Origin of the sequence: Pseudonocardia nematodicida (assembly GCF_040105385.1) — a bacterium.
Lineage (GTDB): Bacteria > Actinomycetota > Actinomycetes > Mycobacteriales > Pseudonocardiaceae > Pseudonocardia > Pseudonocardia nematodicida.
Map to the genome: position 1 here is coordinate 49,954 of NZ_JBEDNQ010000012.1, position 13,451 is coordinate 63,404.

Genomic DNA, 13,451 nt, shown 5'->3' on the forward strand with positions numbered 1-13,451 from the left:
TGTCGAGGGCGGCGCTCAGCCGACCGGGTGGTAGTTGTAGATCGACGGGACGGCCTGGCCGATCTGCGGCTCCATCCGCACCTTGTCGGGGTCGACCGCGTTGGTGACGCCCATCCGGGCCCACGGGGCGAACCAGGCCTGCTCGGTCACGTAGCGGGCCATCTCCCGGGGGGCTTCCACGTCGTCCGGGTCGGCGGTGCGGATCCGGTCCAGGATCGCGGTCAGCTCGGGGTCCTCGGAGCGGAACGGGTTGTAGAGCGTCTCCGGCACCAGCAGCTGCTCGACCGCGACCCAGGTCGGCCCCTGGAAGATCTGGAAGTAGGCCGCCGGGTACCGGGCGCTACCGAGCTCGGCCTGGGAGTTCTGTGGCGGCACCGTCGTGATCCGGGCGGTGATCCCGATGTCGGCGAGCGGCTGGGCGATGAACGGGATGTTCTCGTTCATGCTGGCCGGCAGCGGCAGCGTCATGGTGAAGCCGTCGGGGTAGCCGGCCTCGGCGAGTAGCTCGCGGGCCCGCTGCGGGTCGTAGGGGTAGTAGTCGTCGAGCGCGGGGTCGTAGGCCGTGCTCGCCTCGCCGAACACCTGGCTGGTCGGGGTGCCGTACCCGTTGAGCACGCCGTCCACGGCGACCTGCCGGTCGAAGGCCATGTTGATCGCCTGGCGGACCCGTACGTCGGCCAGCTCCGGTGCGACGGCGCCGTCCCGGTCGAGCAGCAGGAGGCCCGCCCAGTTGGCGTCCCAGTTCACGATCTCGCGGCCCGCGTTCTCCGCCTGGGCGGTGTTGCGCGGGATGAGCTGGGTCGCGTCGATCTGTCCCGAGATCAGCGCGTTGACCCGCGCCGTCGAGTCGCTCAGGACCTTGAGCACGATCTCGTCCCATTGCTGCAGGTCCGGCGACCAGTAGTCGGGCCGGGCCCGAAATACGTAGCGGTCGCCGGCCACCGATCGGGCGGGGTCCATCACGTAGGGACCGGAGCCGACCGGGGTGCGGTCGGTCTCGGGCTTCCCCAGCGCCTCCGGGCTGGCCATCATGCCCGCGGCCTGGCTGAGGTAGAACTCCAGCGCCGGGTTCGGCCGCTCGAGCTCGACCTCGAGACGCTGCGGTCCGGTGACCCGCACCTCGGCGACGTCGGCGAGCTGGACGGCCTGCGGGCCGTTCGCGGTGCGGAAGTGCTCCATGTTCGCCTTGACCGCCTCGGCGTCCAGCGCGGCGCCGTCGCTGAAGGTGACGCCGTCGCGGATCTCCAGTTCCATCGTCGTCCGGCCGGCGTCGGTGTAGTCCCACGCGGTCGCGAGCATCGGGACGAGTGTGCCGTCGGGCTCGCGGCGGATCAGGGTGTCGTAGGCGGGCTGGAACGCGACCAGCCGGTGTCCGTTGTGACCCTGTCCGACGTCCCAGGTGATGACATCCTGGACGATTCCGATGTTCAGGACGCCGGGCGGCGCGGTGGACGCGCCGGCTGCGGCACAGCCGGATGCCATGAGCAGCCCGGCGACGGCGAGAACTGCAGAAAGAATCCTGCGGCCTGACTTCATCGTCAAAAACCTCGTGTGGTTGCTGAGGGCTCGGGGGCCCGCGACCTGCGCATCCTCGCGAATGCGCGTGCATGGATTACGACACGAGGGGGCGACTCACACCAATGTGTTGCCACGAGTTGCAAGGGGGGCGAGACCGTTCGAACAGCAATATTGCGTGACGCAACAATGAAACCACGGATACCCGCCGGATTCCGGGCGGGTACGCCCGGAATGCCGGAGTCGGGAGTCCGGTGGATCAGTCCGATCGGCGGTACCGGGGTGTCACAGCCAGCGCGGCAGGGCGGGGCGCTCCCCGGCGGCCAGCCGCCCGGTGAGCCACCCGGCGAGCCCGGCGGCAGGACCGCTCTCCCGGTGTGTCGCCTCCCCCACCCCGAGGGTCCAGGTGCGGTCCCGGTCGTCCGGGGCCAGCGTCAGCGCCGGGCAGCCGTCCTTCCCGGACAGCGCGCCGGTGACGTCGTCGAGCAGCAGGTCGACGACGCCGGCGGGCAGGTCCTCCACCGACGCGCCGGTGCCGAGGTCGACGGCGTGCAGCCAGACCTCGCGGATGCGCATCCACGGCAGCTCGGCGGCCGGGATGGCACGGCCGAGCGCGCTGCGCACCCCGGCCCGCCACTGGTCGCCGGTGAGCCCGGACAGGGCGTCGTCGAGGTCGGCGGCGGTAGCGGCCAGCTCGGCGCGCAGCGTCGACGGCGGCCGGCCGGCCGACTCCTCGATCTCCGCGGCCCGCTGCGCCGGGTCGGCGTACATCGGGGTCTCGACGCCGGTCCGCGCCCAGGCGGTGAGCCGCCCCAGAGCCTCGGCGTTGCGGGCCACGTGCCCGATCACGTGCGCCCGGGTCCAGCCGGGCAGCGTGCTCGGAGCGGTGAGCTCGTCGTCGGACAGCTTCTCGACGACGGCGAGCAGGTGCGTGGTGCCCGCGCGCATCCAGGGCAGCGTCGCCGTCGTGTCGTGCCGGGTGGTCACGCCGGGACCTCCGCTTCCATCCGCGCCGCGATGTCCGCGCGCAGCAGCTTCTTGTCGATCTTGCCTACCTTGGTGGCCGGGATCTCGTCGACCAGCACCAGCCGTTCCGGCAGCGTGTACCGGGCGACCCCGGCGGCCTCCATCGCCGTCCGGATCTCCGCCAGGGTGACCACGGTGCCGGATCGGGCGACGACGTAGACACACACCCGCTCGCCGAGCTCGGGGTCCGGCATCGCCACCGCGGCGACCTGGGCCACGGCGGGCAGCTGGTAGACGAGGTTCTCGACCAGCTCCGCGGAGATCTTCTCGCCACCCCGGTTGATCATGTCCTTGTCCCGGCCCTCGACGACCAGGTTCCCCTCCGGGGTGCGCCGGCAGATGTCGCCGGAGCGGTACCAGCCGTCGTCGGTGAAGGCGCGGGCGTTCTGCTCGGCGGCCTTGTAGTAGCCGCGCGGGGTGTACGGGCCGCGGGTGAGCAGCGAGCCGGGCTCGCCCTCGACCACGTCGTCGCCGGTCTCGTCGACGAGGCGGACCTCGTCGTCGGGACACATCGGACGGCCCTGGGTGCCGCACACGACGTCGTCCGGGTCGTCGAGCCGGGTGTAGTTGAGCAGGCCCTCGGCCATCCCGAAGACCTGCTGCAGCGTGGCGCCGAGCACCGGGCGGACCCGGCGGGCCAGCTCGTCGGCCAGCCGGGCCCCGCCGACCTGCAGCACCCGCAGCGGGGCGAGCTCGCCCGCGCCGTGCTCGGCCGCGTGGTCCAGCCACCGCCCGGCGACGGCCGGGACGACGGCGGTGTGCGTGACCCGCTCGGCGGCGATGGTGGCGAAGGCCCGGACCGGTTCGGGCGAGGGCAGCATGACGACCGTGCCCCCGGCCAGCAGGGTGCCGAGGATGCCCGGGCAGGCGAGCGGGAAGTTGTGCCCGGCGGGCAGGCTCACCAGGTACACCGTGCCCGAGTCCACACCGGACACCTCGGCGCTGCGGCGGGCGTTGTAGGCGTAGTCGTCGTGCGTGCGGGCGATCAGCTTCGGCAGCCCGGTGGTGCCGCCGGAGAGCAGGAACACCGCGACGTCGCCCGGGTCGGGTCCGTCGCCCGGCGCCGCGGGCCCGGGCCCGCAGAGCGCCCGCAGGTCGACGCCGCCGGGAGCGACGTCGGTCCCCGCGACGAGGACGTGCCAGGGGCCGCCGGTGCTCCCGGTCACCTCGTCGGCGAGGTCGTGCGCGAGCTGCTGGTGGTCGAAGTCCCGGATCCGGTCGGGGACGGCGATCGCGGTCGCCTCGGCGTGGGTGGCCAGGTGGGTGAGCTCGGCGCGGCGGTGCGCGGGCAGCGCCATCACCGGGACGATCCCGGTGCGCAGGCAGGCCAGCAGCAGCACGGCGAACTCGTAGCCGTTGCCGAGCTGCACGACGATCCGGTCGCCGCGGCGCAGCCCGAGCTCGCGGAGCCGGGCGCCGGCGGCGCCGGCCCGCCCGGTGAGCTCGCGGTGGGTCAGCCGCAGGCCGGCGAACGGGTCGACCAGCGCGAGCGCGTCCGGGGTCCGGTCGGCCACCTCCCGGAGCAGATCACCGAGTCCGACGCCGGCCCAGTAGCCCCGCTCGACGTACCGGGCCGCGGTATCGGCCGGCCAGGGAGTCGTGTGGTCACTGATCGGGGTGGGCATCGTCGGCCTCCCTGTCCTCGGGGGTGTGCGCGGCGGTGAGCACGACGGCGTCGAGGGCGACGAGGCCGCCGTCGGTCAGCCGGAGCGGGTTGATCTCGATCTCGTCCAGGCCGGGGTTCGCGACGAGCAGGTCACCGAGCCGCGCGGCGACCCGGCCGAGCTCGGCCGGGTCCAGGACGGGGCCGCCGCGCCAGCCGTCGAGCAGCGCGGCTCCGGCGAGCTCGGCGGGCATCGCGGCGGCGTCGGCGGCGGTCAGCGGGGCCGGGCGGATCGCGACGTCGGCGAGCGCCTCGGCCGTCGTCCCGCCCAGCCCCAGCAGCAGGATCGGGCCGAACACCGGGTCGCGGCGGACCCCGAGCACGAGGTCCACACCGGACGGGGCCATGGCCTCGACCAGGAGCCGGGTCGCACCGACCGCGGACAGCCGCTCCAGCGCGGCGTCCAGGCCGGCCGGGTCGGTGACGCCCAGGTGCACCCCGCCGATCTCGGTCTTGTGCAGCACGGCGGCGTCGAGGATCTTCACCGCGACCGGTCCGCCGAGCTCGGCCAGCGCGGCGTGCGCGGCGGCCCGGTCGGTACCGGCACACACCCGCCGCGCCGGGGTCGCGATGCCGAGAGACTCGAGCAGGGACTTCGCCCGGTCCTCGTCGTGCGGTCCGGTGATCCCGGCCGGGACGTCCGCCGGGGCGGCCGGTTCCGCGGCCGGGGACCGGGCCTCGGCCACCAGCGCGCCGACCGCCGCGGCGACCCCGCGCGGGTCGGCGGCGGTGGCGATCCCGGCGTCGAGCAGCGCCCGCCGGGTCGCGACGGCCGCCTCCCCGGTCCCGCCGACGCCGAGCACGACCGGCACGTCCGGGCGGTGGCCCTCCCGGGCGGCGGCGACGAGGTCGACGGCGTCCGGCTCGTACAGCGCGTAGCCGGCGACCAGGTCGACGCCCGGGTCGTCGGCGACGGCGCGCAGCACCCGCCCGGTCTCGGGGCCGGGACGGCCGGTGTCGACCGGGTTGGCCTGGTAGGTCAGCGGCGGCAGCAGCGCCGACAGCGCGTCCCGGGTGCCCGGCGCGAGGTCCGGGATCCGCATCCGGCGTCCGCGCAGGTCGTCGAGCAGCAGCAGCCCCGGTCCGGCCTGCGCGGTGACCACACCGACGCCGGCATCCGGTGTGGACCGCAGCCGGGTGACCGACAGCGCGCCGACCGCGTCGACGAGCTCGCGCTCGTCGTCGACCAGGACCGCGCCGGCGGCCGCCAGCACGGCCCGGGTGGTGCGCCACGAGGTCGCGAGCGCGCCGGTGTGCGAGGCGGCGAACGCGCCGACGTCGTGCCGGCCGACGACGAGCGCCACCACCGGTTTCACCGCGGCGCACCGGCGGAGGGCCGCGGCCAGCCGGGGCCCGTCGGCGACCGACTCGACGTGCAGCGCGACGGCGGCGGTGTCCGGGTCGTCGGCGAGGTGGTCGAGCACGTCGGGGGCGGTCACGTCGACCCCGTTGCCGATGCCGACGGCGAGGCTGATCCCGTGCCCGGCCTCGGTGAGCAGGAACGACAGCGCGTGGTTGACCCCGCCGCTGGCGGCGACGACGGCGACCCGGCCGGGCCGGACCTGCGCGACGCCGGGCACGAAGCTGGCGGTGAGCCCGGCGGGTGGGGCGAGGAAGCCGCTGGTGTTGGGGCCGAGCAGCCGGATGCCGGTGTCGGCGACGATCCCGGCGAGCGCGGCCTGCAGCGCGACGCCGTCGCCGCCGGCCTCGGCGAACCCGCCGCCGCAGATCACCGCGGCGCGGGCGCCCGCCCCGGCCGCCTCGGCGAGCACGGCGGGACACGCCTGGGCCGGCACGCAGATCATCGCGAGGTCGACGGGGCCCGTCGCGGCGGCGGCCGCGACGCTCGGGTGCATGGTCTCGTCGCGTGGGTTGACGAGCGCGAGGTGGCCGCCGCGGCCGGCGAAACCGTCGAGCGAGCGGGTCAGTGCGTTGCCGAGCTTGCCGGGGCTGCGGGAGGCACCGACGACGGCGATCCCGCGCGGCGCGAACAGTGGGGCGAGCGCGGCTCCGGCACCGGCGCGGTCGCCGGCCGGGCGCGGTACACCGGCGGCCCGGTCCGGGACCCCGGCGGCCCGGTCCGGCGCACCGGCAGCCCGGTCCGGGGCTCCGCCGGCGCAGGCTCCGTCGGGCACCTCGGCGGAGCCTGCCGGGACCTGCGGTCCCGCCGGACCGCTCGGCTGCGGGGCGCCGGTGGTGGAGCCGGCCGGATCCGGAACCGTGGCCGTCATGCCGGCACCCCCACCAGGTCGGACCGTCCGGACAGGACGGTCGTCAGCGCGCGGTCCCGGGTGGCCTCGTCCCCGGCGACCGCGTCCGGGTCGACCAGCAGCGCGGGTAGCCCGGCACCGAGCCGGGCCTGCTCGCAGACCAGGGTCCGGGTCAGCGCGGTCCCGCCGTGCACGACGACGACCGCGGGCGGCTCGGCGAGCCCGGCGAGCTCCGCGAGCCGCTGCTCCGCAGCGGGCAGGCCCGCCTCGCCGTCCGGGGCGCGGAGCACCGCACCCCACGCACCGCTCCCCGCCTCCCCCAGCGGCAGCGGCACGGCGCCGGTCACCTCGACGGGCACCCCGTCGTGCTGCCGCACCTCGGCGAGCCGGCCCTCGGACCGCCAGCCGTGCCGCTCGAACGGCGTGCCGAGCGGCTCGGTGCCGTGCAGGCCGGTCCAGCCGCGGTGGCTGTCGGCGACGAACTCCGGTGCGCGGCGGGCGATCCGGGAGTCGGTGATGCTGCGGGACAGGAAGTGGTAGGCGAACTGCCAGGGCTCGAACGCGTCGTGGTAGCGCCCGAAGTGCTCCCACCAGGCCAGGCTGGGCCGGGCGGAGTCCTGGATCCGCTCCACCGACGGCCGGGCCGCCTCCTCGTAGACGGCGAGCGCCGCGTCGAGCCCGCCGGAGCGTCCGGTGAGCGCGGCCGACAGCGCGATCGCGTCCTCCATCGCCATCTTGGTGCCGGAGCCGACCGAGAAGTGCGCGGTGTGCACCGCGTCGCCGAGGAACGCGATCGGCGGGGTCCCGCCGGCGGCGGGGACGTGCCAGCGCTTGGTGCGCCGGGTGCGGAAGTTGCCCCAGCGCGAGTTGTTGGTCAGCAGCCCCCGGCCGGCGATCTGGCCGGCGAACAGCTCCTCGAGGTAGGCCTTGCTGACCAGGTCGCTCGCGCCGGGCGGCTGCGTGACGTCGAAGCCGTCGAGGCCGGCGCGGCGCCAGGTCTGCTCGTCGGTCTCGACGATGAACGTCGACGCCTCCGCCGAGATCGGGTAGCCGTGCACCGCGAACACCCCGTGCGGGCCGCGTTCGTGCACGAACGTCAGCCCGTCGAACAGGAAGTCGGTGCCGAACCAGATGAACTTCGCCGACGCGGTCTCGGCCTCGGTGCCGAGGTCCGCGCCGCACTGCTCGCGGATCCGTGACCCGGTCCCGTCCGCGGCGACGACCAGGTCGTGGCCGCGCAGGTCGTCGAGCCCGACCTCGGTGGAGAACCGCAGCTCGGCGCCGGCCTCGCGGGCCCGGTCCTGCATCAGCGACAGCAGCGTGCCGCGCACGATCGCCGCCATGCCGTTGCCGCCACAGCGCAGCCGCTCGCCCTTGAGCCGTACCTCGATGTCGTCCCAGTGCCGGCCGTGCCGGTCGAGTGCCTCGCGCAGCACCGGGTCGGCGTCGTGGATGCCGGCCAGGGTCCGGTCGGAGAAGACCACGCCGAAGCCGAACGTGTCGTCGGCCCGGTTCCGCTCGAAGACGGTGACCTCGATCGACGGGTCGGCCCGCCGGAGCAGGGTGGCGAGGAACAGCCCTCCGGGGCCGCCCCCCGCGACGGCGACGCGCATCGCTCAGCCCCCTGCGACCAGGGTGTTGCGCTGCTCCCCCAGTCCCTCGACCCGCGTGAGGAGCCGGGAACCCGCGGACAGGTAGCGCGCGGGCTTGCGGGCGTGCCCGACCCCGCCCGGGGTGCCGGTGAGGATCAGGTCGCCGGGGGCCAGCGTGATCAGACCGGAGATGTAGGCGACCAGGTCGGCGGGCGAGAACACCAGGTCGGCGGTGTCGGCCTTCTGGACGACGTCGCCGTCGACCTCGCAGGAGATCTCCCCCGGCGTGCCCCCGTCGACGACCAGCCACGGGCCGACCGGGGTGCTGCGCTCGAAGGTCTTGCCCTGCAGCCACTGCACCGAGCGGTACTGGAAGTCGCGGCCGGTCACGTCGTTGGCGACGGTGTAGCCGGCGATCGCCGCGGCGGCCTGCTCGGGCGTGGCGTGCCGGACCTCGGTGCCGATCACGACGGCCAGCTCGGCCTCCCAGTCCACCTGCCCGGAGCCCGCCGGGAGCTCGACGTCGTCGTACGCGCCGACCAGCGCCCGGGCGAACTTCGCGAACAGCGTCGGGTACTGCGGCAGCTCGCGGCCCATCTCCAGGATGTGGCTGCGGTAGTTCAGCCCGACGCAGAACACCTTCTCCGGACGCGGCACGACCGGCGCGTAGTCGAGCCCGGCGAGCTCGTGGCGCGGGCCGTCGGCGGCGGCCGCCCCGGCCTTCCAGCCCGGCCGGGCCAGGAACGCACCCAGGTCGGGCGCGCCGAGCTCGACGGCCGCGTCGTCGTCGACGCGGACGGCGGCGGTTCCGGTTCCGGTGCGGATGGTCGCGAGCTTCACGCGCGGTCCTCTCGGGTGGTGCGGCCCAGGCCCAGGGCCTCGAGCACGGGTTCGTCGGAGAAGCGGAAGGCGTCCAGCCCGGTGTCGGTGTCGAACGCCAGGCCGGCCCAGGAGGGGACGCAGAACAGGTCGCCCGTGCCGACCTCGTAGCGCTCGTCGCCGACGGTCACGACGCCGGAGCCGGTGAAGACCTGCCAGACCGCGGAGCCGGCGGTGCGGGTCAGCGGGGTCGAGGTGCCCGGCCGCAGCCGGTGCATCTCGCAGCGCATGGTGGACAGGCAGTCCCCGGCCGTCGCCGGGTTGGTGAACCGGACGACCGCGTGCCCCGGGGACACGACGCCCGGGTGCCCCTCGGTCTCGAGCTCCAGCTGGGCGGTCAGCGCCGCGTCGGTGTGCTCCCAGCGGTAGGCCATCAACGGCGACGCCTTCGGGGCCGGCGCGCCGACCGGGGCCAGCCCGGGGTGGCCCCACAGCCGCTCGTTGCGCGAGGCGGCCGGGGTCTCCCTGGTGGCCAGCTCGTCCGGCCCGAACTCGAAGAACCCGGCGTCGATCGTGCGGACCAGCGGGATGTCCAGGCCGTCGATCCAGGCCATCGGGCGGTCGGTGGTGTTGTGGTGCTCGTGGAAGTGCATGCCCGGGGTGAGCAGCAGGTCACCCCGGCGCATCGCGACCGGGTCACCCTCCACGTTGGTCCAGACGCCCTCGCCGTCGACGACGAACCGGAACGCGGTCTGGGTGTGCCGGTGGGCGGGCGCCTCCTCGCGCGGGCCGAGGTACTGGATCGCGGCCCACAGCGTCGGGGTGGCGTAGGCGGTGCCGGGCAGCCCCGGGTTGGCCAGCGCGATCGCCCGCCGCTCCCCGCCGCGCCCGACCGGCACCAGCTCCCCGGCCCGCTCGGCCAGCGGCAGCAGGGTCGACCAGCGCCAGAGCATCGGCACCGAGTCGGACTTCGGGGTGACCGGCATCAGCCCGCCGATCTGCGTCCACAGTGGCGTCATGTGGGCGGCGGAGAAGGCGGCGTAGAGCTCGTCGAGCTGCCGCTGTTCCTCGGGCGTGATGTCGGTACTTCCCTGCGGGACGGTGGAGGTCATGCCCTCGTCTCCTTCGTCGGAGCGGCCGTCGCGGGACGGCGGTGCCGTGCGGTGCCACCGTGGCGGCCGCACACCGGAAACATACAACGCTTAATTGACGACCGTCCAGAAAACGTATCTACGACGTCAGCCGGCCTGCTCCTCCGGCGCCGCGGCCGACCCGGTCAGCTCGTCCACGCACGCCTCGGCCGGTGCCCGCAGCAGCGAGTGCGCCTCGAGGAACACCTCGTGCGCGACCCGCCCGTGCCAGCCCTCCGGCAGCAGCTCCGGCGGCAGGTCCGGGTCCCGGAACGGGAAGCGCCGGTAGTCGTGCACGAGCGTCATCCGCTCCCGCAGCGCCGCCACGCCCTCGTAGGCACCGGACCGGTAGGCGGCCAGCCGGGGCCGGTAGGTCGAGAGCCACCCGGCGTAGTCCCGGTCGAGCTCGCCGAGGTCCCAGGACCGGGCGGCGACGTCCCGGTCGTGCGCCGGGTTCTCGGACCGGGAGCGGAACACGTCGAGCCGGGCCGCCGGCTCGTCGGCGAAGGCCCGGCGGACCAGGCCGGCACGGTCGTGCGGGCTGAGCCAGACCGACGAGTTCAGCGGCCCGAAGCCGAACCAGGCGAGCTTCTTGCGCAGCTGCTCGCGCAGCGCCCGCTCCGACTCCGGGACCGAGTAGAGGACCATGTGCCACTGCCCGTCCCACGGGACCCGGACCCGGTCGAAGATCCGCTCGCGGCCCTCGTCGAGCAGCGCCCACGCGGTGGGAGTGAGGGCGTAGACCGTCTCCCGCCCCTCGCGGCGACTCGACAGCCAGCCCTCCTTGCGCAGCCGGGCGGCGACCACCCGGACCGTCGCCTCGGACACGTCGAAGCAGCCCATCAGCGACACCAGGGCCCGCAACCGCACCTCGCCGCCCCGGTACCGCAGGTGGTCACCGAACAGGTCGAAGACCAGCGACCGCGCCTTCACCGCTCCACCTCCACGGGCCGCCCCTGGTCGGTGGTCGGAATCCGGACGGCCGTCGCGGGATCGTCCCGGATCGCCGTCAGGTCCACAACCGGTCGGAGGCGATCCGGGCGCCCTCGGCGAGCGCGTCGAACTTGGCCCACATGACCCGCGGGTCGACCTCGGGACGGTAGGTCGCCTGCGAGGAGAACCCGCAGTCGGCACCGGCGACGACGTTCTCCCGGCCGACCAGCCGGGCGTAGCGCTCGAGGCGCTCCGCGATCAGCTCCGGGTGCTCGACGATGTTGGACGCGTGCGTGATCATCCCCGGCATGAGGACCTTGCCCTCGGGCAGCGCCACGTCCTCCCACAGGTGGTACTCGTGCTCGTGCCGCGGGTTCGCCGCCTCGAACGAGTAGACCCGCGCGTTCACCCGCAGGACCAGGTCGACGGTGTCGGCGAACGGGACGTCGAAGACCCGCGGTCCCTCGTTGATCGAGTAGCAGGTGTGGAACCGGACCCGCTCCGGGTCGATGCCGCGCAGACCGTGGTTGATCGCCTCGACGTACATCTCGCCGCGGCGCCGGCGGTCGGTCGACGACATGTCGGTGAAGGAGAAGATCTCGGTGAGGAACGGGTCGTCGACCTGCAGCTGGAACCCGGCGTCGACGATCGCCCGGTACTCCGTCGCCATCGCCTCGGCGACGGCGAAGAAGTACTCCTCCTCGCTGCCGTAGTGCTCGTTGACCCCGACCCCGCTCGGCGCGATCGAGGGCAGGAACGCCGAGGACCGGTCCACCCCGGCCGCGTCGCACGCGGCGGCGAGGTTGTCCAGGTCCCGGCGCAGCGCGTCCTCGCCCTGGTAGGTCAGCGGGCCGGTGCACACCAGCGGTTCCAGCGGGGCGACCGTCCCGCCGATCATCGCCTCGGCGAAGTAGCGCTCGTAGTACTCCGGGAAGGCCTTCTCCTCCGCCTCGAAGGTGAACGGGAACCCGGCACCCGGCTTCACCTCCAGCCCGCCCAGCCGCTCACGGACGTAGGCGAAGAAGCCGGGCTTGCTCATCTCACCGTCGGTGACGACGTCGATCCCGTGCTCGCGCTGGCGGGCGACGATGTCGGCGACGGCACCGCGCACGCGCTCCTGGATGACGCCCGGTTGCCGGTGCCCAGCAGCAGGTACGCGGGATAGGCGACGACCGCGGTGCCGACCGAGCCGGCCAGGATGACCGGCCGCCGCCCGATCCGGTCGGACAGGTGGCCGAACAGCGGGATGCTGACCGAGCCGAGGAAGGTGGCGAGCAGGATCGCCGGGAAGGCGACGCCCGGCGGGTACTCGAGCACCGCGGTCAGGTAGCTGACCACGAACGCGAGCACGGTGTAGGAGCAGACCGCGAAGCCCACGGTGATCCCGAACAGCGAGAACAGGCCGCGCCGCTGGGTGCGGACGGGACGGCGCTGCCGGCCGCGGATCCGGAAGCCGTGCGGGTTCCGCACGCAGCGGCCGGCGGTGTCGAACTCTGCGGCACGTGTGTCACCGGGGTGCTCGGCGGGGCCGTCGACCACCGGACAGCTTCCTCACCGACGACGAGCGCGACTGCGGCGACCGGATGTGCGTGTGCGTCTCCCGCGGCGCCGGAGCGGAACTGCGCCTCGATCTCTGAGACACCGATGAGTCCGGCGGCGGGCGGTGGTCCCCCCTGCGTACGCAGCAGACGCGACCGAGGGAGACGCCATGCCCACCACCACCGCCCTGCCGCCCGTCACCGACGCCGCGACCTGGCAGCGCGAGCTCGACGAGCTGCGCGCCCGGGAGAAGGCCGCGACCCGCGAGCTCGACGCGATCGCGGCGCAGCGGCGCCGGCTGCCGATGGTCGAGATGCCCGACTACGTCCTGGAGGGTGAGGACGGCCCGGTCCGGCTCGCCGACGTGTTCGACGGCCGGCCGCAGCTGATCGTCTACAACCACATGTGGTTCCCCGGCGAGACCTGGCAGTGCCCGGGCTGCACCGGGTTCACCAGCCAGTTCGCCCGGCTGGACCTGCTGGACGACTTCGACGCCCGGTTCGTGATCGTCACCCAGGGCCCGATCGACGAGGCGCTGGCCTACAAGCGCCGGGTCGGCAACGCGATGACCTGGTACTCGACCGCGAACAGCTCGTTCGGCACCGACGTCGGAGCACCGCCCGGCGGCGGGTTCGCCGTCAACGTGTTCCTGCGCGACGGCGACACCGTGTACCGCACCTGGCACACCGACGGGCGGGGCACCGAGCAGCTCTCCTACGGCTTCGCGCTGCTCGACCTGCTGCCCTACGGGCGCCAGGAGGAGTGGCAGGACTCGCCGGAGGGCTGGCCGCAGTCGCCGACCTACAGCCGGTGGCAGGGGTCGGAGAAGATCGCCGAGCTGTACGGGGACCCGCAGGCCTGACCCCGCCCGCGCCGCGAGCGGGCGCCGGCAGCGGCGCCGACCTCGTTCGCGGACCTCGTTCGCGGACCCCGGAGCCGTCGACCGCGTATGACGTGCGCCATCGACGGTGCGACGGAACGCGCGTCGCAGCTGGGCTCGACCATGCCGGTACGGCACGGTGGG

11 protein-coding genes are annotated in these 13,451 nt (G+C 74.4%); 1 reads left to right on the forward strand and 10 read right to left on the reverse strand.

The features are described from left to right. Nucleotides 1-15 precede the first annotated feature (15 nt). The 10 genes from WIS52_RS25415 to WIS52_RS25460 form a co-directional block, all read right to left on the reverse strand. Nucleotides 16-1,536, reverse strand: a complete 1,521-nt coding sequence (locus WIS52_RS25415; RefSeq protein ID WP_349300903.1) for an ABC transporter substrate-binding protein — start codon at nucleotides 1,534-1,536, stop codon at nucleotides 16-18. 264 nt (nucleotides 1,537-1,800) lie between these two features. Further along, entirely contained in the window at nucleotides 1,801-2,502 is a 702-nt protein-coding gene (locus WIS52_RS25420) for a maleylpyruvate isomerase family mycothiol-dependent enzyme (protein WP_349300904.1), read from the reverse strand. Further along, nucleotides 2,499-4,166 (reverse strand): (2,3-dihydroxybenzoyl)adenylate synthase, encoded by a 1,668-nt coding sequence (locus tag WIS52_RS25425; protein WP_349300905.1) that lies wholly within the window; start codon nucleotides 4,164-4,166, stop codon nucleotides 2,499-2,501. The genes WIS52_RS25420 and WIS52_RS25425 overlap by 4 nt, the downstream gene beginning before the upstream one ends. Then, entirely contained in the window at nucleotides 4,147-6,435 is a 2,289-nt protein-coding gene (locus WIS52_RS25430; RefSeq protein ID WP_349300906.1) for an acetate--CoA ligase family protein, read from the reverse strand. Before WIS52_RS25430 ends, WIS52_RS25425 begins: the two co-directional genes overlap by 20 nt. Beyond that, nucleotides 6,432-8,027: an FAD-dependent monooxygenase gene (locus WIS52_RS25435; protein WP_349300907.1), complete on the reverse strand. Its 1,596-nt coding sequence runs from the start codon at nucleotides 8,025-8,027 to the stop codon at nucleotides 6,432-6,434. Before WIS52_RS25435 ends, WIS52_RS25430 begins: the two co-directional genes overlap by 4 nt. 3 nt (nucleotides 8,028-8,030) lie before the next feature. Next, nucleotides 8,031-8,846, reverse strand: a complete 816-nt coding sequence (locus WIS52_RS25440) for a fumarylacetoacetate hydrolase family protein (protein WP_349300908.1) — start codon at nucleotides 8,844-8,846, stop codon at nucleotides 8,031-8,033. Then, nucleotides 8,843-9,937, reverse strand: coding sequence for a cupin domain-containing protein (locus tag WIS52_RS25445; protein ID WP_349300909.1), 1,095 nt, complete (start codon nucleotides 9,935-9,937; stop codon nucleotides 8,843-8,845). Before WIS52_RS25445 ends, WIS52_RS25440 begins: the two co-directional genes overlap by 4 nt. 126 nt (nucleotides 9,938-10,063) lie before the next feature. Beyond that, nucleotides 10,064-10,888: a PaaX family transcriptional regulator gene (locus WIS52_RS25450; protein ID WP_349300910.1), complete on the reverse strand. Its 825-nt coding sequence runs from the start codon at nucleotides 10,886-10,888 to the stop codon at nucleotides 10,064-10,066. Between the two features lie 76 nt (nucleotides 10,889-10,964). Beyond that, a complete protein-coding gene (locus WIS52_RS25455; RefSeq protein WP_349300911.1) occupies nucleotides 10,965-11,999 on the reverse strand; it encodes a uroporphyrinogen decarboxylase/cobalamine-independent methonine synthase family protein in 1,035 nt (344 codons plus the stop codon). After that, nucleotides 11,924-12,427: an MFS transporter gene (locus WIS52_RS25460; protein WP_349300912.1), complete on the reverse strand. Its 504-nt coding sequence runs from the start codon at nucleotides 12,425-12,427 to the stop codon at nucleotides 11,924-11,926. The genes WIS52_RS25455 and WIS52_RS25460 overlap by 76 nt, the downstream gene beginning before the upstream one ends. Before the next feature lie 169 nt (nucleotides 12,428-12,596). Here WIS52_RS25460 and WIS52_RS25465 point away from each other — a divergent pair, with 169 nt between their 5' ends. Beyond that, nucleotides 12,597-13,289 (forward strand): DUF899 domain-containing protein, encoded by a 693-nt coding sequence (locus tag WIS52_RS25465; protein ID WP_349300913.1) that lies wholly within the window; start codon nucleotides 12,597-12,599, stop codon nucleotides 13,287-13,289. The last annotated feature ends 162 nt before the right edge of the window (nucleotides 13,290-13,451 follow it).

Bases quoted from the DNA above. Each gene is read 5' to 3' on its own strand.
- WIS52_RS25430 (WP_349300906.1), bottom strand. From the start codon at position 6,435: ATGACGGCCACGGTTCCGGATCCGGCCGGCTCCACCACCGGCGCCCCG.
- WIS52_RS25435 (WP_349300907.1), bottom strand. From the start codon at position 8,027: ATGCGCGTCGCCGTCGCGGGGGGCGGCCCCGGAGGGCTGTTCCTCGCC.
- WIS52_RS25465 (WP_349300913.1), top strand. From the start codon at position 12,597: ATGCCCACCACCACCGCCCTGCCGCCCGTCACCGACGCCGCGACCTGG.
- WIS52_RS25415 (WP_349300903.1), bottom strand. From the start codon at position 1,536: ATGAAGTCAGGCCGCAGGATTCTTTCTGCAGTTCTCGCCGTCGCCGGG.
- WIS52_RS25445 (WP_349300909.1), bottom strand. From the start codon at position 9,937: ATGACCTCCACCGTCCCGCAGGGAAGTACCGACATCACGCCCGAGGAA.
- WIS52_RS25425 (WP_349300905.1), bottom strand. From the start codon at position 4,166: ATGCCCACCCCGATCAGTGACCACACGACTCCCTGGCCGGCCGATACC.